Annotated in this window: 21 protein-coding genes and 2 pseudogenes; 10 read left to right on the top strand and 13 right to left on the bottom strand. The window is 46.0% G+C overall.

Annotation, left to right across the window (positions count from 1 at the left end):
- Positions 1 to 14: 14 nt before the first annotated feature.
- On the bottom strand, positions 15 to 950 hold the full coding sequence (locus tag SK33_RS08160) for a pseudouridine kinase (protein WP_048218249.1): 936 nt from the start codon (positions 948 to 950) through the stop codon (positions 15 to 17).
- Positions 951 to 1,252: 302 nt separating this feature from the next.
- Positions 1,253 to 2,164, bottom strand: coding sequence for a hypochlorite stress DNA-binding transcriptional regulator HypT (gene hypT, locus SK33_RS08155; RefSeq protein ID WP_044711435.1), 912 nt, complete (start codon positions 2,162 to 2,164; stop codon positions 1,253 to 1,255).
- A 349-nt stretch (positions 2,165 to 2,513) separates the two neighbouring features.
- Between hypT and SK33_RS08150 the strand changes: the two genes are divergently transcribed.
- Both SK33_RS08150 and SK33_RS08145 read left to right on the top strand, forming a co-directional pair.
- Positions 2,514 to 3,233 (top strand): aspartate/glutamate racemase family protein, encoded by a 720-nt coding sequence (locus tag SK33_RS08150; protein WP_003027440.1) that lies wholly within the window; start codon positions 2,514 to 2,516, stop codon positions 3,231 to 3,233.
- 75 nt (positions 3,234 to 3,308) lie between these two features.
- A complete protein-coding gene (locus SK33_RS08145) occupies positions 3,309 to 4,607 on the top strand; it encodes an anaerobic C4-dicarboxylate transporter (protein ID WP_003845167.1) in 1,299 nt (432 codons plus the stop codon).
- Positions 4,608 to 4,692: 85 nt separating this feature from the next.
- Here SK33_RS08145 and fruA read toward each other — a convergent pair whose 3' ends face one another.
- Genes fruA through fruB form a run of 3 tightly spaced genes read right to left on the bottom strand, consistent with a single transcriptional unit; the run spans position 4,693 to position 8,466 of the window.
- Entirely contained in the window at positions 4,693 to 6,381 is a 1,689-nt protein-coding gene (gene fruA, locus SK33_RS08140; RefSeq protein WP_003840084.1) for a PTS fructose transporter subunit IIBC, read from the bottom strand.
- A gap of 16 nt (positions 6,382 to 6,397) precedes the next feature.
- Positions 6,398 to 7,336, bottom strand: a complete 939-nt coding sequence (fruK, locus tag SK33_RS08135; protein ID WP_003027446.1) for a 1-phosphofructokinase — start codon at positions 7,334 to 7,336, stop codon at positions 6,398 to 6,400.
- Positions 7,336 to 8,466, bottom strand: a complete 1,131-nt coding sequence (gene fruB / locus SK33_RS08130) for a fused PTS fructose transporter subunit IIA/HPr protein (protein ID WP_048218252.1) — start codon at positions 8,464 to 8,466, stop codon at positions 7,336 to 7,338. The genes fruK and fruB overlap by 1 nt, the downstream gene beginning before the upstream one ends.
- Positions 8,467 to 8,833: 367 nt before the next feature.
- Here fruB and setB point away from each other — a divergent pair, with 367 nt between their 5' ends.
- Complete coding sequence (setB, locus tag SK33_RS08125) at positions 8,834 to 10,015, top strand: sugar efflux transporter SetB (protein ID WP_016150664.1); 1,182 nt, start codon at positions 8,834 to 8,836, stop codon at positions 10,013 to 10,015.
- Here the strand turns inward: setB and SK33_RS08120 are convergent.
- Positions 10,012 to 10,191: pseudogene (locus SK33_RS08120) on the bottom strand (YkgJ family cysteine cluster protein); the annotation flags it as partial. The gene setB and the pseudogene SK33_RS08120 sit on opposite strands and share 4 nt — an antisense overlap.
- A 95-nt stretch (positions 10,192 to 10,286) precedes the next feature.
- On the opposite strand from SK33_RS08120, the gene SK33_RS08115 reads away from it, so the two are divergent.
- The 4 genes from SK33_RS08115 to SK33_RS08100 all read left to right on the top strand — a co-directional run bounded on the left by SK33_RS08115 (position 10,287) and on the right by SK33_RS08100 (position 14,164).
- A complete protein-coding gene (locus SK33_RS08115) occupies positions 10,287 to 12,203 on the top strand; it encodes a recombinase family protein (RefSeq protein ID WP_046481650.1) in 1,917 nt (638 codons plus the stop codon).
- A 258-nt stretch (positions 12,204 to 12,461) separates the two neighbouring features.
- Positions 12,462 to 13,226: a lysozyme inhibitor LprI family protein gene (locus SK33_RS08110; RefSeq protein WP_176217760.1), complete on the top strand. Its 765-nt coding sequence runs from the start codon at positions 12,462 to 12,464 to the stop codon at positions 13,224 to 13,226.
- On the top strand, positions 13,216 to 13,584 hold the full coding sequence (locus SK33_RS08105; RefSeq protein WP_046481651.1) for a hypothetical protein: 369 nt from the start codon (positions 13,216 to 13,218) through the stop codon (positions 13,582 to 13,584). The genes SK33_RS08110 and SK33_RS08105 overlap by 11 nt, the downstream gene beginning before the upstream one ends.
- Complete coding sequence (locus SK33_RS08100) at positions 13,568 to 14,164, top strand: hypothetical protein (protein ID WP_048218260.1); 597 nt, start codon at positions 13,568 to 13,570, stop codon at positions 14,162 to 14,164. Before SK33_RS08105 ends, SK33_RS08100 begins: the two co-directional genes overlap by 17 nt.
- A gap of 142 nt (positions 14,165 to 14,306) precedes the next feature.
- Here the strand turns inward: SK33_RS08100 and SK33_RS08095 are convergent, their stop codons facing one another.
- The 4 genes from SK33_RS08095 to SK33_RS08080 form a co-directional block, all read right to left on the bottom strand.
- Positions 14,307 to 14,996: a VIT1/CCC1 transporter family protein gene (locus tag SK33_RS08095; RefSeq protein WP_016240364.1), complete on the bottom strand. Its 690-nt coding sequence runs from the start codon at positions 14,994 to 14,996 to the stop codon at positions 14,307 to 14,309.
- A 135-nt stretch (positions 14,997 to 15,131) separates the two neighbouring features.
- Positions 15,132 to 15,713, bottom strand: coding sequence for a cytochrome b/b6 domain-containing protein (locus tag SK33_RS08090; protein WP_046481655.1), 582 nt, complete (start codon positions 15,711 to 15,713; stop codon positions 15,132 to 15,134).
- Positions 15,714 to 16,150: 437 nt separating this feature from the next.
- Entirely contained in the window at positions 16,151 to 16,525 is a 375-nt protein-coding gene (locus SK33_RS08085) for a cytochrome b562 (RefSeq protein WP_011977761.1), read from the bottom strand.
- Positions 16,526 to 16,636: 111 nt separating this feature from the next.
- Entirely contained in the window at positions 16,637 to 17,590 is a 954-nt protein-coding gene (locus SK33_RS08080; protein ID WP_048218263.1) for a cation diffusion facilitator family transporter, read from the bottom strand.
- Between the two features lie 549 nt (positions 17,591 to 18,139).
- Between SK33_RS08080 and SK33_RS08075 the strand changes: the two genes are divergently transcribed.
- Both SK33_RS08075 and SK33_RS08070 read left to right on the top strand, forming a co-directional pair.
- On the top strand, positions 18,140 to 18,754 hold the full coding sequence (locus SK33_RS08075; protein WP_046481659.1) for a recombinase family protein: 615 nt from the start codon (positions 18,140 to 18,142) through the stop codon (positions 18,752 to 18,754).
- Positions 18,755 to 18,856: 102 nt separating this feature from the next.
- Positions 18,857 to 19,977 (top strand): IS3-like element ISSen4 family transposase gene (locus tag SK33_RS08070; RefSeq protein WP_085950818.1). Its coding sequence is split into 2 segments (ribosomal slippage): positions 18,857 to 19,115 and positions 19,115 to 19,977, totalling 1,122 coding nucleotides; the frame shifts between segments, so codons are not numbered across the junction.
- Between the two features lie 199 nt (positions 19,978 to 20,176).
- Here SK33_RS08070 and SK33_RS08065 read toward each other — a convergent pair.
- Positions 20,177 to 20,917, bottom strand: a complete 741-nt coding sequence (locus SK33_RS08065; protein ID WP_046481660.1) for a GIY-YIG nuclease family protein — start codon at positions 20,915 to 20,917, stop codon at positions 20,177 to 20,179.
- A gap of 660 nt (positions 20,918 to 21,577) precedes the next feature.
- A pseudogene (locus SK33_RS08060) lies at positions 21,578 to 22,018 on the bottom strand (YagK/YfjJ domain-containing protein); the annotation flags it as partial.
- A 708-nt stretch (positions 22,019 to 22,726) separates the two neighbouring features.
- On the opposite strand from SK33_RS08060, the gene SK33_RS08055 reads away from it, so the two are divergent.
- The gene (locus tag SK33_RS08055) at positions 22,727 to 23,326 is read left to right on the top strand and encodes a hypothetical protein (RefSeq protein ID WP_046481664.1); all 600 of its coding nucleotides are present in this window, start codon (positions 22,727 to 22,729) and stop codon (positions 23,324 to 23,326) included.
- 2 nt (positions 23,327 to 23,328) lie between these two features.
- On the opposite strand, the gene SK33_RS08050 is transcribed toward SK33_RS08055, so the two are convergent.
- Positions 23,329 to 23,607: a YkgJ family cysteine cluster protein gene (locus SK33_RS08050; protein WP_052746920.1), complete on the bottom strand. Its 279-nt coding sequence runs from the start codon at positions 23,605 to 23,607 to the stop codon at positions 23,329 to 23,331.
- Positions 23,608 to 23,727 lie beyond the last annotated feature (120 nt).

The raw sequence follows: 23,727 nt of genomic DNA, 5'->3' as shown, positions 1-23,727 counted from the left end.
TGAATATGATGATCTCATATCAGGAACTTGTTCGCACCTTCCCTAACATTCGCAACAGACAAATCAGGGTTATTGGTATATTCACAGGCTAATGCCATTGATGAACACCCCTGCGCAAATCGAACCGAATCAATAAAGGGCATGCCGTCTACCCAGCAGGCGGCCAGTCCAGCCATCATCGCATCACCAGCCCCTGTGACATTAATGACGCGAGTTTTAATGGGGAGCGACCAACCACAACTCCCCGCAATATCACTGTAATAAACGCCGTCGCCGCCCATGCTGAGCACCAGCCGGTTTAAGCCGCGATCATGAAACCACGCGGCGACTTTGCTAACGTCATCACGCCCAGAAAGCGCAATACCGCTGAGCGTTTCGGCTTCAAGGCGGTTTGGTTTGAGGGTGTGAATTTTTGCAAAGCGGCCGCGAATTTTTACGCACTTCCAGGCCGACACCGGGTCAACAAACACCGGAACATCTCCGGCGTTTTCCAGTACCCATGCCAGAGCGTCTTCGCTGATATTGCAATCGGCGATAATGACTTTTGCCTGCCTAATAAAATCAAAATGCTGTGATAAAAATTCTGCTGAAATATGCTCGGTGATACTCATATCATTAATAGCCACCAGCATTTCACCAGTATTATCAAGCAGCGATAAATAACTGGATGTATTCTCTCCGGAAACGATAAGACACTTGTCGACATGTACTCCTGATTGATTGGTTTGTGCCAATAATGATTGACCATAAAAATCGTTACCAACCGCTGTTAGCAACCAAGAATTTTTACCCAGCAGCGCGAGATTATGTGCGATATTGCGTCCAACGCCACCGGGAGTGAATTTTATCTTACCTGGATTCGAATCCGCATAATTTAGAGAAGCATGCGAATACCCAGCAACATCCATATTGGCCGAGCCAATCGTTACGATGTATTCCTTTTCACGCATAGCACGTCCCCTGGCAATTAATTTGCCACAAATGAGTTCGTTAAAAATAACCAACGCCACACATCATGTTATTAGAGCATATGTTCACTATCAAACATGTGTTCATAGTAGGCGTGTTTTTGACAAAGTAAATCCATCCACAAGCTATAAAGTCGATAGATATGAACAGAATCACAATTTTTTATAGATACAGTTTGTCAGGGAGAGAGAAAATGAGAGGTAGTACACAAATTGATCAGGTTAAAAAGCATCTTTGGTCATAACCCGAGGTTTTTCAGACGCGCCAGGCGAACTGGCGCGTATCAACTAAGTGAAACCAGATCCTCTGGCATATGGTTGTACAAAATCCGCCAGAAGTGCTCAGCGGTTTTATTCAAACGTGTATCCATTCTATAAATATAGGCCTGAATAGGCACCATCAACTCCGGCGTGTCCAGACAAACCAGGCGTTTATCGCGTAGTTCGTTCACGATCGTCCACGCTGGCAGCCAGGCAATACCATGCCCATCCAATGCCATATTCTTCAATAGCTCACTCATCGAAGACATAAACAGCGTACGCGCTGAAATACTCCCCACCTCCGCCAGGTGACGGTTAACCAATCTTCCCATGTAGGATGTGCTGGTATAGTTCAGTATCGGCACCTGCGGCTGATAGATATCAAACAACGCCTGACCCTGTGAATCCGCAGCACAGACGGGATACAGCTCAGACTCAAACACCTTCAAGCCGCAGAAAGGTGACTGCATTAAGTCTTCATCGCGAAAGGAGATAATGAAATCACTTTTCCCCTCGCGCAGCGTATTCACTGCCTGGACTACGTCAATCGCTTCGACGTGGTACACAAACTCCTCGCCCCATGCCGACATTGAATGTACTAATCTGGGCAACATCGTCAGCGACAGAGAATGCGCTGCCGCTATTTTGATATTGGGAACGCCAAGCAGGTTGTGACCACTAAGCTCATCTAAGTTACATTCCAGCTGTTGCAGCAGGCTACGAGTCTGCGAATGGAATAACTTACCCTCCTCCGTCAGCTGCAGTGGACTCGTCGTACGGTCAAACAGCAACACCCCAACGGCGGATTCGAGCGCCTTGATCCGCCGGCTAAATGCCGGTTGGGATAGGTTGCGCTCCTCCGCGGCCTGGGAAAAATGACGACACGCTTCCAGCGTCAAAAAATCATATAACCATTTTGTCTCGATATTTTTCATGCCTGTCACGCGGATGTTTAAATATGTCAATTAGTCTTAAGCATCATGCCTGAATATGCCCGGAGATGATATTCAACATCAGCATCTGGTGATTCGTTTTTTGCATAACACCTTCGTTTTTGACATTAACATGTTTCTTTACCCATCGACCACGACCTCTTATCGCCGCGGAATTTCAGACACCAGCCTGATTACTGGCCTGCTGAGGTGGCAAAAGAAACTGCACCCATGCAGTTTTTGCATTGAACCATACATTATTGCATTTCTCCTCACGACACACTGCTGTTAAACATAGACACCAGACACACACCAGCCCTGATATTAAATATCGGTAATAGAGGTATATATTGTGAAAGGTTTAATTGGCGTACTTGGTGGTATGGGACCTGCTGCAACCGTCGATCTTTTTAATAAATTCGTCACCTTTACCGCAGCGCAACGCGATCAGGAACATATCCCATTAATTATTTCATCCATCCCTGATATTCCAGATCGAACTGATGCGTTAATGCATCATGGTCATTCCCCACTTCCGGCAATGCGTGATTATATGCATAAACTGGAAGATGCTGGTGCGGAGTGTATTGTGATCCCCTGTAATACTGCCCACTTTTGGTTTAATGAATTAAAAGAGTGCTGTCATACAGAGTTACTCAGTATCGTTGAAACCACCATGAATGAAGTCAAAAACTGCGGAAAATCGCGTATCGGTTTACTTGCTACCAACGCCACCCTTTACATGGGACTCTACCAAAAAGGCATAGAATCTCTTGGCTTAACCTGTGTCAGCCCTGATTCATCCGGTCAGGAAAAAGTCATGGATAGTATTTATTGCTTAAAAGCCGGCGATCTTAAGCGGGCACAAACGCTGATGAATGAACAGGCTGAAATGCTCTTTTCACGCGGTGCAGAAGTCATTGTACTGGGATGTACTGAAGTCCCCGTCATTCTTGCCAACGCAGTCAAAAACTCCCCAGATAAATATATTGACTCAACCGGTTCATTAGTACGCGCCGGTATTAAATGGTACGAAAAACGGGTTGGCAAACATCATCTTCTGGCGCAATAACAGCCGTCACCAGATTAATAAAGCATTAGACAAACACTTATTTTAATAACAAATTATTCTCTGGCGGAGGCCATTATGGTTTGGTTAGAAATTATCGTCGTGTTGGGTGCAATATTTTTTGGTATCCGCCTCGGCGGAATAGGTATCGGTTTATGCGGCGGGCTGGGGCTGGCTATTTTAACATTGGGATTTGATCTACAAATTGGTTCGCCCCCCGTTGACGTTATTCTCATTATTATGACAGTTGTCGTGGCAGCATCGGCGCTACAGGCCGCCGGAGGTATGGATTATCTGGTTCGCGTAGCCGGTAATTTCATGCGGCGTAATCCTAAATATATCAATATTATTGCACCGATTATCACCTGGTCGATGACCATTATGGCCGGAACAGGGTTCATTGTATTTTCTACCCTACCGGTGATTGCCGAAGTCGCCAAAGAGTCCGGTATCCGCCCTTCTCGTACGCTCGCCGGCTCCGTGGTCGCCTCTCAGGTGGCGATATCCGGTTCGCCGATCAGTGCCGCAATGGCGGCGATGCTGACCATTATGGAAGGCAACGGTGTCACCTTTATCCAGGTTATGGCGGTATGTCTGCCAGCTTCGTTTGTTGCCGCGATGGCCGCCGCTTTTATCGCCTCACGTCAGGGATGCGAGCTACAAGATGATGAAGTCTATCTTGAACGCCTGCAAAAAGGGTTGGTGCGTAAATATGAAGGGCAAAACAGCACTGTACCGGGTGCCAAACTCTCAGTCGCCCTGTTCATGTTGGCAACGGTCGTCATCGTTATTCTTGCCGCCTGCCCGCAGCTACGCCCCGGATTTGATGCCGGCAACCCAATGAATACCCGGGATATCATCATTATTTGTATGCTATCTGCCGCTTGCCTGATGGTGGTGTTATGCAAAACATCAACCGATGCTATTGTCCTGACCTCCACATTTCGAGCAGGGATGAGTTCACTGGCCGTCATTCTCGGGATTGTTACATTGGGAACGACCTTCATTGATGCCCACTTAGCGGAGATTAAGGATATCGCAGGCGATATTCTACGGGCTTATCCGATGCTGTTGGCGCTGGTGCTGTTTGGTACCTGCGCGCTTCTCTACTCGCAAGGCGCCACAACGCCGCTGATTATCCCTCTGGCCGTTGCACTCGGCGTACCTACATGGGCGATTCTGGCCTCCTATGTGGCGGTAACCGGGGTGTTTGTTCTACCAACATACCCGACTTCGCTGGCGGCAATGGAGTTCGACACCACAGGGACAACACGCGTGGGCAAGTATGTCTTAAACCATCCGTTTATGCTGCCAGGACTGGGTGGGATCATTGCTGGCGTTGCCTTTGGTTTTATCATAGCGCCAATGATTGCCTGAACCGTTTTACATATCTATCTTCAGGCAGCAGTTAATCGATAAAAAAAGGGGCAGAGAAATCTCTGCCCCTGATGTCAGCATTAAATCATGCCGCTTTTGCCACAACCTCATCTTCCGGGCGCTTCAGCACCGCGTAGGAGAGACCGGCTACCAGCGTACCGGCAATAATGGCCAGCAGGTATCCCAGTACCGGCGTAATTGCGCCTGGAATTAACAGAACGAAAAGCCCGCCGTGTGGCGCCATCAGCTTCGCACCCACTGCCATCGAAATAGCACCGGTAATCGCACCACCAACGATACAGCAAGGCAGAACGCGCATCGGGTCACGGGCTGCGAATGGAATAGCCCCTTCGGTGATAAAGCACAGGCCCAGTACCAGCGCTGCTTTGCCGCCTTCCTGCTGAGCTTTGTCGAACTTACGGCGCGCAACCAGCGTTGCTAAACCCAGAGCCAGCGGGGGAACCATACCTGCCGCCATGATAGCCGCCATCGGCGCATAAGTTTGCGTACTCAGCAGACCCACACCGAAAGCATACGCCGCCTTGTTAACCGGACCACCCATATCGGTACACATCATGCCGCCAAGAATCGCTCCAAGCAGCACCGCATTCGCCGTACCCATGGTTTGCAGCCAGTGGGTCAGACCTTCCAGAATGCCAGCCACCGGTTTGCCGATCAGGTAAATCATGGCCAGACCAACCACCAGGCTTGAGAACAGCGGAATGATCAGGATCGGTTTCAGCGCTTCCATACTCTGCGGGAGTTTCAACTTCGTGCTGATAAGCTTCGCCACATAACCGGCAAGGAAACCAGCAATAATCCCGCCAATAAAGCCGGAACCGGTGCTCACCGCCAGCATACCGCCGATAAGACCCGGCGTCAGACCAGGACGGTCAGCGATGGAAAACGCGATATAACCTGCCAGAACCGGCACCATCAGCGCAAAAGCTGAACCACCGCCAATCTGCATCAGCGCCGCCGCCAGCGTACCCTGCTCTTTAAACGCTTCGATACCAAAAGCGAACGAGAGTGCAATACACAGACCGCCAGCAACCACCATCGGCAGCATGTAAGAGACGCCCGTCAGCAGGTGACGATATGCCCCCGCGCTCTCTTTCTTACTTTCGGTTGCTGAAGTCTGCGCTTTACCGGTTGGCTGGTACGGGGTTGCTTCTTCCAGCGCTTTGTCCAGCTCCTGCTTGGTTTTCTTCAACGCAAGACCCGTAGAGGTGCGGTACATCGGTTTGCCGGCAAACTTCGCCAGATCAACTTCAATATCAGCTGCCACAATCACCAGATCCGCCTGAGCCACTTCTTCCGGCGTAATGGCATTGCCTGCGCCAACAGAACCTCGAGTTTCGACCTTCACCCACCAGCCACGTTTTTTCGCTTCTGTTTCAATCGCTTCAGCAGCCATAAACGTATGAGCAACGCCGGTCGGACACGCCGTCACTGCCACCACGCGTTTTGGACCACTGCTGGCGACAGGTGCTGTTGCAACCGGGGCACTGTAAGGTTTTGCATGGCCCTTCGCTTCGCTGAGGAACAGTTCAGGGTGCGCAACCGCACGACCAATGTCGCCCAGCCAGACTTTTTTGCCGTTCAGCGAACTGTCGGCAGGAAGCGTATCGCCCAGAACAATTGCCAGTTCGGCATCATTCGGATTATCAATAATTTCCAGATGTGCTTTCTGTGCCGCCGCTCCAAGCAGGGTTTTCGCCATGTAAGCGCGAGCCTGGCCGAGATTAGCGTCAATAATCAGCAGCGTTTTCATTATGCCTCTCCTGCTGTCAGTTAAACGGTTTTAAGTCGACACGCGCCATCATTGCGGCCAACTGAGGACGATCGGTAATGCCTACATTACTTTGGCTTACTGCCAGGGCGGCAACAGCCGTCGCCAGACGCAGGGTATGTTCACTGGACTCACGCATCAGCAGGCCGTAAATCAGACCGCCAACCATTGAATCACCCGCGCCGACGGTGCTGACCACCTCAACTGACGGCGGTTTAGCAATCCATTCACCTGAAGCGTTAACCCACAGCGCACCTTCCGCGCCGAGTGAAATCACCACGTGAGCAATACCCTGCTCGCGCAGCGCATGCGCCGCATCAATCACATCTTTCATTTCCGGCAGTTTGCGGCCTGCCCAGATTTCCAGCTCACGACGGTTTGGTTTCACCAGCCACGGTGCAGCTTTCAGACCCGCCACCAACGCTTCACGACTACTATCAAAGATAATGCAAGGACACTGACTGCGCAGGCGCGTCATCCAGTCGGTGAAGGCTTCCGGGCTCACGCCGGTCGGCAAACTGCCGCTGACGCACACCATGTCGAACTGGCCCAGCCAGCTCAGCGAGTCATTCACAAAGCGTTCCCAGTCAGCCGGGGTGACTTCAAAGCCGGAGAAATTAAAGTCAGATACTTCACCGTCTTTTTCGGTCAGTTTGACGTTGATACGGGTACGCCCTTGTACAACCTGAAAACGGTTGGCAATACCCAGCTCGCTGAACAACTGCTGAAAACCATCCTGGTTGTCTTTACCCAAGAAGCCGCCCACAGTGACATCGATACCTAAATCCTTCAAAACCTTAGCGACGTTAATTCCTTTCCCTGCCGCGTGCAGACCGGTAGTTTTAACCAGGTTCACTTCACCGCGTTCAATTTCCGGGCAAAAACCCACCAGGTCGTAAGCCGGGTTAAGGGTTATAGTCGCAACACGTCTGCTCATTACGCGCCCTCCCCCAGACCTGCCACGATGGCTTCGCCAATCGCCTTCAGCGCCTGTTCAGCATCTTCACCCTGGGCGGTAAAGCGCAGGTGATGTCCTTTTTTCACACCTAATGCCACAACTTTCATCAGACTGCGTCCATTCGCCGGTTTGCCGGTTCCATCAAGATTTGTCACGGTAATTTCACTGTTAAATTGTTTAATCGTATTCACCAGCATGGTGCCCGGGCGGGCATGTAAACCATGCTCATTGCGCACAATAAATTCGGCGCTCAGTACATCATCAGTTAAGGCTTCATCGCTGGTCAGCAGCGCCAGCACCGTTGCCGCATCGGCTTTCAACAAACGGTCAGCTTTATTATTCAGCAGCAGATCGCCAAGGCGCTTCAGCACGGCAACCGGTTGATCGTCATTCATGGCGACGGTCACCAGCAGGGCTGCCGCTTCACCTTCTACATCGAATGTTGTTGCTGCACGGCTGACCGCAACAGCGCTACGCACGTTGCCTTCAGCACAGTCATTCAGCCAGATCCCCTGACCGAGATTCATCGGCTGCTCATTGATTGCTCTGGCCACAAAGGTGGCGTCAACCGCACCGACTTCTTTCAGTCGTGCCGCGTTGAGTGCCTGCAGCGTCACCAGCGAGTTGGCCACGACATCCAGCGACAGCGTTTCGTTATCAAGCTTCAGCTGTTCGCTTTGCTTTTCGCCCATCAGCAGCGCACGCAGTTCTTCCGCCGTGGTCGCAGATTTCAGCTGTTCAGCGACGGAGTCATCGCTCAGCACGTGTGTCAGCTGACGCAGTAAACCGAGATGTTCATCAGAGCTTGCGGCGATGCCGATTGCCACATAAGCAACCTGCCCTTCGCCCCAGGTCACGCCCTGCGGAAACTGAAAAACCTGCACACCGGTTTTCAGCACCTGATCGCGCGTGTCCGTCGTACCGTGAGGAATCGCAATACCGTTGCCGAGGAACGTGGACGTCTGTTGTTCGCGCGCCAGCATGCCATCGACGTAGCCTTCCGCGACGTTACCCGCCTGCACTAAGGCAGCGGCAACCTGGCGAATAGCCTCTTCTTTATTCCCGGCCTGTTCGCCCGGGTGAATATCCTGAACAGATAACTGGAACATGGTTCTCCTCTCCCGCTGATTTGAAACGATTCAGCTAACATGAGAAAAAGGCGTCATCTGACTCCATCAGTTATGGCGAGATGACGCTGAAACGTTTCAAGAAGTCTTGCTCTTTTTTCTTCAGCACACAAGTAAAGTTGACAAATTACTTGCTGAATTTAGAGATAACGCACATTTTCTCTGCGAGGGAGAAAAAACTGCTGACGGAAAAACGGCGTCAGCTTGTCAGATTCAGCAACGTCAGCAAACAGCATTCTTTGACTGAAATGCTATTTTGATTTTTGATGCCGATTTTGATTTGGCTCCCTGTTTATTTTCTGACAAGCGGCGTAAACTCCGCGTCTCTTCACATCATTGATATCAAAACATGCATAACACCCCCGTAGCCGCCACACCCAAGGCGTTTGATTTAACGTCTTCGGCGTTCCTGCTTGTCGCATTTCTGACGGGTATCGCCGGTGCGTTGCAGACGCCAACGCTTAGCCTTTTTCTGACGGATGAAGTCCATGCCCGTCCCGGCATGGTCGGGTTCTTTTTTACCGGCAGCGCCGTGATCGGCATTTTGGTGAGTCAGTTTCTGGCCGGGCGCTCGGATAAAAAAGGCGATCGCAAAAACCTGATTGTGTTTTGCTGCGTGCTGGGGATGCTGGCCTGCGTGCTGTTCGCCTGGAACCGTAACTATTTTATTCTGCTGTTTATCGGGGTATTCCTCAGCAGCTTTGGATCGACTGCCAACCCGCAAATGTTCGCTCTCGCCCGTGAACACGCCGACCGCACAGGTCGGGAAGCCGTCATGTTCAGCTCAATATTACGTGCGCAGGTTTCGCTGGCCTGGGTAATTGGCCCACCGCTGGCCTACGCGCTGGCCATGGGGTTCAGCTTTACGGTGATGTATCTCAGCGCAGCGGTGGCGTTTGTTGTCTGCGGCGTAATGGTCTGGTTATTTTTACCTTCGATGAGTAAAAACGTGCCGCTCGCAACAGGCGCAGTTGAGGCCCCACGCCGCAATCGACGCGACACGCTGCTGCTGTTTGTTATCTGCACATTAATGTGGGGCACTAATAGTCTCTATATCATTAATATGCCGCTGTTTATCATCAACGAACTGCATCTGCCGGAAAAACTGGCTGGCATCATGATGGGTACCGCAGCCGGACTGGAAATCCCGACCATGTTGATTGCTGGCTATTTTGCAAAGCGTCTGGGCAAACGTCTGTTGATGAGAATTGCTGTCGTCGCCGGGTTCTTCTTTTATGCCGGTATGCTGCTGGCTCACTCTCCGGCGATATTACTTGGCTTACAGCTGCTGAACGCGATTTACATCGGCATCCTCGGCGGGATTGGCATGCTCTATTTCCAGGATCTGATGCCAGGACAGGCAGGCTCAGCAACGACCCTCTATACGAATACCATTCGCGTGGGCTGGATTATTGCCGGATCGCTGGCGGGGATTGCCGCTGAAATCTGGAACTATCACGCGGTGTTCTGGTTTGCGCTGGTAATGATCGTCGCCACCGTCGTGTGCCTGGCGCGCATCAAGGACGTTTAAGGCGCGGTCAGCGCTTCAAGCTCGATGAGATATACCATGGCCTGGTGCGTCGTCTGTCCGCACATTTCCGCACTGGGCTGTAAACCGCCGCACACTTTTGGTCGTAGCGGCGAAGCAAAAATTTTGCAACGCAGGGATTCATCCAGCTGAACGCATGGCGTATTAGCAGGTTTGCCTAACATATAATTATTCACTGTTTAAAATTCACATTCCTGCTGTTAGCATCAGATCTATCTGATCAATCAATACCATCCGAAGGGAATCACACTCAATGAAACCCAAGCTATATTCGTACGTGCGTTTTTCATCTGTGAAACAACGGGAAGGTAACTCCCTGGAGCGTCAGCAAGATACCGCTCTAAAAATTGCGGCCCGTTATAATCTCGAACTTGATACAACGGCTTTCCACGATCTCGGCATGTCTGCGTTCAAAGGAAAAAATGCTCATGAAGGGAAGCTATCGGAGTTCATCAAGCAGATTGGGGCGAAGGTTCCCGTTGGCTCGTGGCTAGTCGTCGAAAATCTTGACCGCATTAGTCGTGATGATGCCTGGAGCGCTTTGGATATATTCAAGAACATACTTAGCAGGGGGATAGTCGTTGTTACTGGCATGGATGAGAAGGTCTATAAGTACGCGGACGTAAAGAATAATCCAACCGATTTAATCATTTCATTGTTGATGTTCACACGCGCCCACGACGAGTCGTTGACAAAAAAGAATCGAGTTGAAGCCCAGGCCCGTTCGTTGATACGACACAACCTGACAAGAGAATCGGGAACACCAGCAAAAGCAATAGAATCAGTCGGTCAGAATGTTTGGTGGGTAGATACAAAATCAGGATACGTTACTCCACATCCTCTATATTTTACCGCAGCTCAGAAGATTATCGAACTTAAACAAAACGGTGAAACTCTTCTTGGAATCCAACGATATCTTAACGAACATTACCCTGCCCCTAAAAAGAGGGTTTATAAAGACCAGACAGGTCAAGCGCTGACACCCAAAACTGAACAATGGGGTAAACATTTGATCAGGACATTTTTGAACCCCACTGTTCACGGACAAAAAACCTTTACGCTGGATAAACGTGATGAATCAGGTGTCATCATATACGATTCCGAATCAGATGAGCCGTTAAAAGAAACATTCATTATCCCTGATTACTACCCTGCTCTTATGTCGGAGGTGGACTACTTGACACTTTCGAAATTAGATCGACACCGCGCCATCACTCGTAATTCATCAAAATATCCAGCAGGTAATCCTGAACCAGAAATCCCGCTACTCTCAGGTATCGGTATTCTTTTTTGCGGAAAATGTGGTTCTTTCATGTTCAAATCTGGTTCAAGTGAAAACAAGTACCGTTATATATGTGGTTCAAAAATCGTTCAGGGTAAACCTTGCGGTAAAAAAGGTTTTACGTCATACCAGCTTGAGCACACTGTTTTGCAACTAATCGCTGATCACGTCTGGAACAACCACCAAGAAGATAAAACGGCTTGGTACGAATCTGAGATTGAAAAGGCATCTGAAGCTGTTAAAAAGCTGCTAAAGCTGGCAACTTTGACAGATGACCTCGAAGAATTGGCAGATCAGATTAATGCCAATAAACAGAAAAAAATAACGCTTGAGCGAGAATATCAACAGTACAAAATCAGCCGCTCAGAAATTCAAACTACTGGCTGGGATCAATTCCGAAATTTCGATGTTCATGACACTAAAAACCCTGATCGTAAGCGAATTAGGCTGAAGATAAAGCAAGCTATCAAACGTATTGATTGCTATGACATTGATGGGCGGTATGGTCATTTTGAAGTAACCTTCGCCGACGAGACAAAACAGAGAATCGTGATTAAGTTCAATCGAAACCGATCACCTGGTGTTTCGTATGTAGAAGCACAGACAGTAAATGATCATGACTTACTAAAAATGCAAGGACTTGTGTTGCACTCCTTCATTGATGAACTGATTTCACCTGAAAAATTTGCACAGCATATTAAGGACAAGCATGAAGTCAGCATTCTAAACCCGACGTTTATAACCAAGCTGGAGGATGGTGTAAACCAAAACGAAGGTAATGGATTGGCTATCAAGGTAGCTAGCACTACAAGTAAATCGTATGCAACTGTCAACGGTATTAAATACGAGATTAACTCGCTGGAAGACTTAGAAAAACTTTTACAGTAAATCACTCTCCCCTTGCATACCTGTCAAGGGGAAGCCTACCAACGCCCTCAATAGCCCTATCTCCGTTTCCGTTACATCAAAGCAATCTCGGAATTATACACACCACAATCGATCGTTTTTATAGATCGATTTTACATTATTGATAGATTTTACAGATCAATGTAAGATCATGATTCTTCGAGTAGTGTTTCTCACTAGCAAGACTCACGGGATGGTGATCTGCCCCCGATGGAGTGCAATAGAAAGAAGGTATCCAGAATGACTATCCTTATAAAAACGTTAAAAATCATGGCATCAGGCGTTGTTCTCATTTCAGCTATAACCGCCGCCTCCAGTACCGTCTATTTCTTGCCAGAGGCGAAATCAGCAGGTGTCGCCAGCAACGACAAAAACGCCCTGATGTTTCTCGGAATGGACAGGGATGTAAATCTGAAGGGAATATGCTTCGCGATAACAAAGCAATCATCCTCGATCGTGCCGCTGGTAGATATCACTGCTACAACTGATAACGGCAGATTCACGATGCACGGACTACGCCCAAAGAATAACGACGATACGAAGGAATTAGTCTGTTCACTTGGTTCAGAAGCTGGGGATTTCTTGACTGGCATTGCGAAGTCAACCACCGTCAACGTGAAACTAGATTTCAATGGCGAGATCCGCAGTTACAGTTTCAACACTACAGAGTTCAGAAAAATACTGACTGCCAATGGTCAAGGAGTGTGGGACAAAGCAGCTAAAGATTATGCTCAGGGAGTTCGTGCACCCATTTTCTATAATAACAACCGCGAAGCCACCAAAAACAATGCAGTAACCTCAAATGTCGATACACACAGTTATAAAGCAAGCGATGAGAAACTAAATTCGGTCTGGAAAAACCTTAGCCCTGAAACTAGAAAACGATTACTCCCTTCCCAAAGAGAATGGATAAAGCAAAAATCCGGTTGCAATAATGAACAGAAATGTCTTACCGACATGACGAAAAACCGTATTCGTGAACTGGAGTCTGAAAATGAAAAATAATGCCCTGACTTTGGTTTTAAAAAACGACTGGATAACTTCGTCTTCTAGTCAAACCTATAACGGAAAATACATGGTTGGACATTTTCACCTGACAGATACGTTTATCGTTGAATATATGAATCTGATACATGGAGTCGAAATACCTGATTCATGGGTCAGCAGCGGCTTCACTAATACATCAGATACCAACACCCGTAAGGTTATGTATATGGAAGGCTGCGGTATGTTATCTAACGATACAATGAATGAGATCCGTAATGCAGTGAAGATTCCGTCTGACGACGTGAAAATTTACCACAATGGTAATAAGATTGTTAAGATAGAATTTATGGAAGATTACAATGAAATCACGAATTGAATATCGCATAAAACAATCAGTCATAACTGTTGCTATCACCTTCAGTTTTTACGTATTTCAGGGGATTGCAATAACTCCATGCCAAGCAAAATCAACTGAAGTAAAACCGACTTTACACGCAAATACTGTTTCTTTACAGCAAATCTCGCAATTATCTAGACCATCTATCATCGATATACTTCCGAGACTTTATACAGCTGAAGAGGTTTATTCACGATTTAAAGAACATGAGTTTAGTGCAACTAACGATTTCAAAAAGTGCCGATTGATGGTTACAGGTAAAATAAAAAAAATCGGTACTGTTACATTCAGTAAGAATCCGTTAGTTACATTGTATATTTCTGGTTCAAATGAAGGACTAAAGTTTATTTTTGAAAATACGGATTATAATAACGATAAGGTAGCAAAGTTAAACGTTGGAGATACAGTAATTATTGCAGGATGGCATGCACGTCCTGGAACATTTGAAGGTATTTTTTTAGATGATTCGCAAATCATGACTGGTATGATTTCAAAAAAGAAAAGGCAAATGTTGGCTGTGAATGGTGGAGTCTATGATCGGGAGATTTGTCTTAAGTAACATTATTTATTCTCTTCAAATGCAGGGGCCAAGCCCCTGCATCTTTCTTCAATGGACACTGTACCAAGGGGAATAAAACCTGTAAGGAGCTACATTAGCGTTTTTTTTTATGACATACGACTCGAAATATCGCGACAGAACATTAAAGCAGGACCTGCCCTGCAAAATGACCAATCCCCATCGACAAAAACATAGCCAGTGTACTCCAGAACATAATTCTTATGATCGCCCTGACAGGAGGTGCTTTACCTGCAACAGAGGATATATAACCAAGGACCACCAGTGAAAAAAGGGTGGAAAGGATAATAAACAAAAAAACCTGCTTTGGAGGAGATAACCATGCAACTATTAAAGGTAACACGGCACCAGCAGAAAAACTCAGAGCAGAAAAGACAGCAGCCTGAAGGGGCTGTGCAGAGTTTGTATCCGTCAGCCCAAGTTCTTCACGGGCATGAGCATCCAGAGCATTTCTCGCCATGAGCTGCTCTGCAACCCTATAGGCAAGCACAGGATCCAGTCCACGTTGTATATAAAGTGAAGTCAGTTCCTGCATTTCACCTTCATAATCGGTTTCCAACTCCCTTTTTTCCTGAGCAAGTGCAGCGTTTTCGGTATCAGCCTGAGATGAGACTGAAACATATTCTCCCGTTGCCATCGACATCGCACCAGAAACCAGTCCGGCAACACCAGCAAGTAAAACTCCCGAAGAACTGGTGTTTGCTGACGCAACACCAAGGACAAGGCTTGCTGTCGAAACAATTCCGTCATTTGCCCCCAGTACAGCCGCCCGAAGCCATCCCACTTTTTCGATGCTGTGTCGTTCAAGATGCATATCTTTGCTTTCCTTCAACTACGCACACTAATCGGAATTACGGACATATAAGAATGCCTTGACAGATAATTAAACTATTGTAGTCAATTTTATCCAGCCATTACAGCACACTTTATTAATCATCAATCTATCACACTATTCCGTAACGGAATTTTTCCTTTGGCTACGGATGGTGAGAAATATATGCAGCAACCCCATCGAACCATGCGCCCAGAAATAGGTTTCAATAAATACAGTCAGAAACTTATGCAAATTTAGGACACTTTCTGTCAGCACTGGCGACATTCCAGGAATTGTATTGAGTGCAAACCAGAAACCACCACATGATGCAACGCCCAATAGCGCAAGTACACCAAGCCCCTGGACTAAGGCAGCAATCCCACCAGCATGAGCTTCAGGGAGACGGAATGACATCAGCATTTTGATATCTTCAACCACACCTCGAAAATCAAGAGTCAGCCAAGCAAAATAGTAATGAAATCCTCGTTGTGTCAGCATCCATGCAAGCATGATTAACCCAAGAACAATCAGTGATAATCCAGTGATAACATGGAACCATGTAACGAACCCTGTGAGAGTATAGTCACTGAGAGCATCGCTTTCGGTAAGATTTGAACTAACAATCTGCAATAAAATCAATACAGCTAAGATGATATGAAGCACACGTAGAAATGGTGTGTCTTTGTGAGGGAGAGCATTACGTAAATTTTCATTCATAATTTAGCCACTTTGTTAGGGGTGGTTGACCAAATCAACATGCCTTTTTATTAACGAAACCTTAACTTATCGGAACTAAACAATACTCTTTAATCAGAGAATGGTATCTAAACCTATAGTACATCACATCAGTAATATGAAGAGATTACCATGAAGAAGTGTTTTTCCAGCCAAGAGATCATCAGTATGTTTCAGTGAAGCACGAAGCGGGTATATCCGCCCCGTGCAACATCAATAGGACTTAGCTTATGTTGAGGCAATGTAGCATCGGTAAGCATGTTTGCGACCCCAACATTTTTATATGTACTGAGCAGATAAGATAACGTATTAGAATTTCTTCACCAGGGCATAACTATCCATTCTAATACAAGCAGCTATATCATGTCAGTTCCGGGATATCTTTCCAGCATATCTACTTTCTCCTGATAGTTCCCGGTTCAGTCAACGCCAAGTTTATTATGGTATTTTCTCATCATACTGCCCAGTTTCTGTGCTGCAATTTTCCCAGCGTCAAGACCTTCCTTTTCAGCGGTACTTTCAACAGCAGTTACCTCATCAATCAGAAGTGACATACCTGCAACATACGTTTCCCTGTCATACCCCTCTACCGGGCCGTTCAAGATGGACTCTGCTGTTGATTTCAGATCCTGCATATCTTTCCTGAAAGATGTAACGTCCTCCTCCTTAAGTGCTGCGCGGTAGCTTTTATTCATCATCTTCATGGCATGTTCAACACCGTCAGAACCAGCTATTACACTGGTAGATAAAACAAGGGCTGTTCCTATTATAACACTATGCATAATTTTTCTCATAATAACCCCACATTGTTTACTATCATTTAAAAAAATCACAATCCGAAGACGTAACATTGAGCAAAGAAAATAATTATTTGCCAATTTCCCCGAAGAAAATCAGCATTAAAATTATTGTTTATGATTATTTACACTTCCATAATCAAGGCCACTTCCCTCCTTAAAAAAAGGGTCAACATGCGTCATGACATTTAATACATGATGATTATCTAAAACTGATTTCCTGGCTAAAACAGCAATGTCATGCCCTACTTTCACTGATAAATTACCATTAATTTCCAGATGAACATCAACAACAACAAGATCTCCCATTTTACGGGTTTTGAGATCATGGATACCTTCAACTCCAGGCGTTGACAATAATGTGGTTTTTATTTTATTTTCAGTTTCAATATCCACGGATCTGTCCATCAAGTCATGAAGCGAATCTGACATAAATGAATATCCCATTCTGGTTACAATCAGTCCGACAACCATTGCAGCAACTGGGTCGAGTAATTTAAAACCTGATAAGTTCCCAATAATACCAATAGCCACAACCAAAGACGAAGCGGCATCAGAGCGTGCATGCCAGGCATTAGCGACCAGCATAGTGGATTTTACTCGGGTTGCTACGGCAAGCATATAGCGAAAAAGAAGCTCTTTGATAACCAGTGCGGCTAAAGCCACCCACAGAGCAACAATATGTACCTGAGGAATATCATCTGGTTGTTTCATTTTATTTACTGCTGACCATAACATGCCGATGCCAACAATAAATAAAATTGTCCCCAGAATTAATGATGCACCATTTTCATAACGATGATGACCGTAGTGATGGTCATCATCGGGATTTTTTTTACTTTTATGGTTTGCAATGAGTACAACAAAGTCTGAGACTAAATCAGACAGGGAATGAATACCATCCGCGATAAGTCCCTGAGATCCAGAAAATATACCAGTAATCACCTGCCCGGATGTCAGAAAACAATTAACAAGCACACTAACCCACGTACTTTTACGGGCCGCGATGAAACGCTCATGAGAACTAATATCAATATCATCCGTAAATTTGTTTACCTGCACCAGAAACTCCTTATAACAGCATCAACAGTTAATACTAAACAGACTATCCTTCCCGGACAGGTTCTGTGGCGAAAATATAATAATTGGTGAGATTTATTCCTGTAAAGGACGTGCCATGTTTGTGATGACATTCATTTATCATAATTTTTAAACATTAATTTATTCTTAACAGAATATGAAAAAATTGACAGTTACCACAACTATACGCTTACGTTCAGTGTTACGTATTCGGCAAACTAAAATTATTTTACAGGTTATTATGGCAAAAAACTGGTTATGTAGATGCTAGACTATTCCGGTCCCCAGTAGTGGCTCGCTGTAATTGATAAAGACCTACTGAAATGCAAACTGAGTGGTTCAGTTACAGGAACTGACTACATCGTATACCCCAAGCATGATCTGAGAACATTCAATACAATATCTCTTTTAGGTATACCTGATAAAGACCATGATAAGAAGTCTCAATACAATCAAATTCAACCCTATTGACTACAAAACAATGTAATGTATCATATGGGTATTGATTTGATACTTAAAAGAGAATTCATAATGAATGTCCGTATCTACTGCCGTGCATCTACTGAAGGCCAACATGCTGACCGTGCATTAGTTAGCTTGCGCGAATTTGCGCAAAGCAAAAACTGGTCGATTGCCGGAGAATACATTGAGAATGCCAGCGGTGCGAAGCTGGAGCGTGTGGAACTAATGCATCTTCTTGAAGAAGCACAACCTGGCGATCTGCTTCTTATTGAAGCGATTGACCGTCTCAGTCGTCTTCAACATGAAGAATGGGCTGAACTCAAAGCTACGCTGAACAGTAAAGGGCTGGTTATTGTATCAATGGATTTGCCAACAAGCTGGCAGATGGTTGAAATGTCTGGTAGTGACCTAACCAGCGGCATTTTGAGAGCAGTTAATGCCATGCTGATCGATATCCTCGCGACAATGGCACGACAAGATTATGAAACCCGGCGTAAACGCCAGGCACAAGGGATCGCAAAAGCAAAACAGGCAGGTTTGTATACGGGGAAAGAAAAAGATATGCAAGCCCGTGAAGTGGTTCGGGAAATGCTGGCACAGAACGTTAAACCAGCCCACATCATGAAAGCAGCAGATATCAGTCGCGCCACCTTTTACCGAATCAAGAAGGAGTTAGTAAGCTAATTATATTCGATTCTGACCGGATTAATGCGCATGACCTGCTCCCCGTTGATTAGTACACCCCGATGTTAGTAATGTCTTCATAAGCCACATGAGGACATCCCCATGAAGAAGCGTTTTTCCGACGAACAGATCATCAGTATTCTCCGCGAAGCCGAAGCTGGGGTACCCGCCCGTGAACTCTGCCGCAAGCATGCCATTTCCGATGCCACGTTTTACACCTGGCGTAAGAAGTATGGCGGTATGGAGGTGCCTGAAGTTAAGCGCCTGAAGTCGCTTGAGGAAGAGAACACCAGACTCAAGAAGCTGCTTGCCGAAGCCATGCTGGATAAAGAGGCGCTTCAGGTGGCTCTTGGGCGAAAGTACTGACGACAGACCAGAAGCGGGAAGCCGTGATGTTGATGTGTGATGCGACCGGTCTGTCGCAACGTCGTGCCTGCAGGCTTACAGGTTTATCCCTGTCGACCTGCCGCTATGAGGCTCACCGTCCGGCTGCTGATGCGCATTTATCAGGGCGCATCACTGAGCTGGCACTGGAGCGCAGGCGTTTTGGCTACCGTCGTATTTGGCAGTTGCTGCGCCGTGAAGGGCTTCATGTTAATCATAAGCGCGTGTACCGGCTTTATCACCTCAGTGGCCTGGGCGTAAAACGCAGAAGACGTCGTAAAGGGCTGGCAACAGAACGTCTGCCGCTGCTCCGTCCGGCGGCGCCCAATCTGACCTGGTCGATGGATTTCGTCATGGACGCACTTTCCACCGGTCGCAGGATCAAGTGTCTTACCTGCGTCGATGATTTCACAAAGGAATGCCTGACGGTCACTGTTGCCTTTGGGATTTCAGGCGTTCAGGTCACGCGTATTCTGGACAGCATTGCACTGTTTCGAGGCTATCCGGCGACGATAAGAACTGACCAGGGGCCGGAGTTCACTTGCCGTGCACTGGATCAATGGGCCTTTGAGCATGGTGTTGAGTTGCGCTTAATCCAGCCGGGCAAGCCAACGCAGAACGGATTTATTGAGAGCTTTAACGGACGATTTCGCGATGAATGTTTGAATGAGCACTGGTTCAGCGATATCGTTCATGCCAGGAAAATTATTAATGACTGGCGGCAGGATTATAACGAATGCCGCCCGCACTCCACGCTGAATTATCAGACACCGTCTGAATTTGCAGCGGGCTGGAGAAAGGGTCATTCTGAGAATGAAGATTCCGACGTTACTAACTGAGTGTTGTATCTAATCGTGGGGGCAGGTCACGCAGACAGAACGTACTCGAATCTGACCATCCGTCCTGAGCGAAGAGGACGTTCGTTGTTTATTACTACCGGATCCACTTTGATAAAATCTGCGTATTTAATTGACAGCGAGCAGGCCAACCTGCGGAACGTTCAGGCTGATACGACTGTAAGAAGGAAAAAATAATCTTTCATTTTAGCTTCATCATATTTTGTGTGAGCACCTCGAAAGGTACAACATCACCAATTGTGTAATTGAGTTGAAAATACTGCCTAAGCTCAACGCCCCCCATAATGCGGGGTGAACCAGACTGATTGGCAGTTCGGTTAATCATTGCCGTGATGGAAGACATGCCATCATGAAGAACAATCTTGATGTTCTCACCGTCTTTACCAAACTTTTGAGAACTTACTACCGGCACATTAAAGAATCCTCTTCGCCAGTACGTATCTGTCATGTTGAAAGTGAATTGTTTAATACTGCTATGTGTGATGATTTCAGCTTCAGTTGATATTACTTCCTCACACTTCAGTTCTGGCCTCTGAATTCCATTCCATTCAGGGTTAATGGCACTAATGATGGAATCCTCAAGACCAGCAGCAAGATTTAAGTGAAATTGCCCGTAGTGCATCAGTCCCGAATCTGGAAGCACTAAGATATCAACGGCAACATTATTAGATAGCATCTCAATGATGTTAGCGTTATTTTTTATATTCGTAGTCTGGGAAGGGCCTGGACGTGAATAATGGTACATCCTGTTACGTAATAGACGAGTGGTTTTACCAACGTATTTTACCTCACCATCACAAACAAATGCATAGAGGTTGTTCTTAACATCTGTGAATCTGTCATCGAGATGGTACTTCAGGCTACCGTCTATAATCTGCCAGAATCCCACCTTGATAAAACCAATCTCAGTCAAACGATTCATGTTAGGGTTCCATATGGAATAGTAAAAGCATTATACATGCTGAACTCCTCACTGTAGCTTAACAAAATTTGATGTCAGTAATGTCCGCTGTTGACTCGGAGCGGAATGTCAAATTGGGTCTGGCTTTGTGACAAATGTTACCAACGGTGCAAATCTGAGCTAATACATTTTATTATTCGGTTCTGACCGTACAGTGATCATTGAACAAAACATTCTGCGGGTTGTGAATTCATAACACACTCACTACGTTCGTGTCCTTCGCTTCAAATGTTGAAGAGATATCCTGAATTACGAGCGAAGTGAGTTCCGTCAAGCGAAGCGAAGACGGATGGTTTACAACTGGTTAAAAACCAGTCCAAAAACTACATTTTTCTCTATATATAAAATATAATATTATAATTATGTAGTTCTATAGTTTATCTGTTAACACTCACTTCGTTCGTGTCCCTCGCTTCGCTCGGAATTTTGAAGTAATGTATACAGCTATAAGCAAAGCAATTATCGTTAAGTCATCAAACACATGACCGAAGCATCAAGTTAATCATGTATTGGTCATGCTCTCAAACGTCCTGAGTGCGATCCTAAGCGCTTTTCATGACATGGGTAATGCAATCGCATAACTTACAAAGAAAAACGCACTACGGGCTTCCTGTGCGATATTTACGAATCCAGTGCTTTACGACTCAATTTCGATGTTGAGTACATGCGTGTTCCCTTCCCTGTTTGCAACTTACCGCGTTCTTTTGCCAGGTAAGATAGCCAGAATATCGGACCTTCAAGTGATGAAGGATATTCACGATGAATGACGTAGTGATCGGGATAGTCCTTCGTAGCTTTAGACAAGTTTACCAGCGTTGCTTTACCACCTGTCAGTTTCATCCAGATTTCCGTAATAATACCAGCGATCCCTCTTTCAGGAGTTCCAAACCACCTTACCGAACGATTTGGAAGTGCAATCCAGCAATGGTAATGGGGCTGTGATGCCTTTTCCTGTTCGCAAACCCAACCGTACGCAAAATCGATAATAGGTTCCGATAAACCGTTGTTCCCTGACTCCAGGCGGGCACGTAATCGTTTGAACAGTTTGCGTATGTATTCGTTAGAGCGAAAAGGTTGAGCCAATCGAAGATTGTATCCTCTTTGAAATTGGGGAGCACAGCAATGAAACGATACAGGAAAACCAGTGTGTAAGATCTGGAAGGATGATGAATCACGAACGAAGAACATTACAGCTTTAAACAAATACAATTAACGTATATTCAGATCACTGTCTTTTACCTTACCAAATCTACCGACCTAATTATTACCGACGAGTCGCGTAGCGACGAAGTTTCACGAGGCGAAGCCGAAGTGACACACAGCATTTTTGAATGTTAACAGTAAGACTATCACTTGTTCGCTTCGCTCACTGCGTGATACTTCGTCGCTACGCGACTCGTAGTAGTTATATTATGTTATTAAAAGTTCTGATTAGGCTGATCCCTGTCATCCGTTCGCTACGCTCACGTCTGAACTCGCTTCGCTCGAAACCTTTCAGAATTATTGCTTGGGTATGATTTCAACGAGGCGCAGCCGAAGTTGCTATATATTATAGGTAAAAACAAAACCCATACAAACCAATGAGTTACAAGTATACACGTCTTTTTCATGTCTCTTTTAAGGCGTTTTAATGCAAATAAAAACTTATATATATCAGCAAGTTAAAAATACATATCTTTGCATGTCGCGTTTTTTGGGACATGCAAATTTTGATTGCCCACGAAAGATGATAAATAATGGCATCAACAACGAATCTAGGTAGACGAAACCATGAATTTACACTTTACAATTTTTCCCAAAAGAATACAAAAAGAACCCTATTTCCTTCGCGAATCCACGGTAAAACTGAACCGAGTTGGCAATAACCGAGTAAAGTCGCAATTCATTTTTAAACGTTCTTTCAGCCAAATAGCACTCATTCTGGACCTCGATAAAAGTGAAGTGGACCGGGTCAGAAAAATTAAACAACGGCTTCCTGATCATAAATTGATAGGGATTGCCCGCTGGATCATTGCACCACTTGAAAACAGCCAATCGGCTTTATGTTATCTTTTTGTCTGTGAAGACAATGTCGCGTACCTATCTGCACCTGAGATGGTTTTTACTAATGACATCATATCAATAGACTCATCAACCAGACGTTCGGTCTATAAAACAACTTACAACCTAACTAACCCCGATACGAAATATGGGTATATTAACCTTCGTTTTCATTCTGAATACAAACTGGTTACAAAAAGACGTGGTCCATCAAAAACTAAAAAATTATCCGAAGGTAAACCGCCTTCTGACTATGCATCTTTGTTGGTTGAGTATGAAGCTTTACGCAAGGAAGTCGAGCGGTTAAAAAAATATGATAACGCAGAATGAAATTATAGATGGAAACTGTTCCCAATCGAAGGTGCTGTTGCTTCCTCTAACTGGATAAGGTAAATAAAAGCTTCTTCACGGTTCGTAGAACACATATCTATCGACGGTTGTAGACTGCCGCATACTTTAGGGCGCAGGGGTGAGCCAAAGATGCTACATAGGTTATCCTCCGATAACTGAACACATCTTACATTAGCTGGTTTCCCCTGCGGCATTCCCGGAATTGGACTTGAAATCGAAGGTGCAGTACAACAAGCCCCGCAATCGATACGACACTTCATTATAGAATCCTTGCTCATCCCCCACTCAATTATTGACAGTAACAGAATGTCCTACTGACTGGTAGCCTGCCATCTATATCTATGCTTTCAGAATGTAGCCGTTAACTTCTAATGTATTGA

The sequence above is a fragment of the Citrobacter sp. MGH103 genome (assembly GCF_001034475.2).
In the GTDB taxonomy this organism is placed as follows: domain Bacteria; phylum Pseudomonadota; class Gammaproteobacteria; order Enterobacterales; family Enterobacteriaceae; genus Citrobacter; species Citrobacter freundii.
The sequence above is the reverse complement of the archived record's forward strand: the minus strand, read 5'-3'. Positions and strand labels throughout refer to the sequence as shown.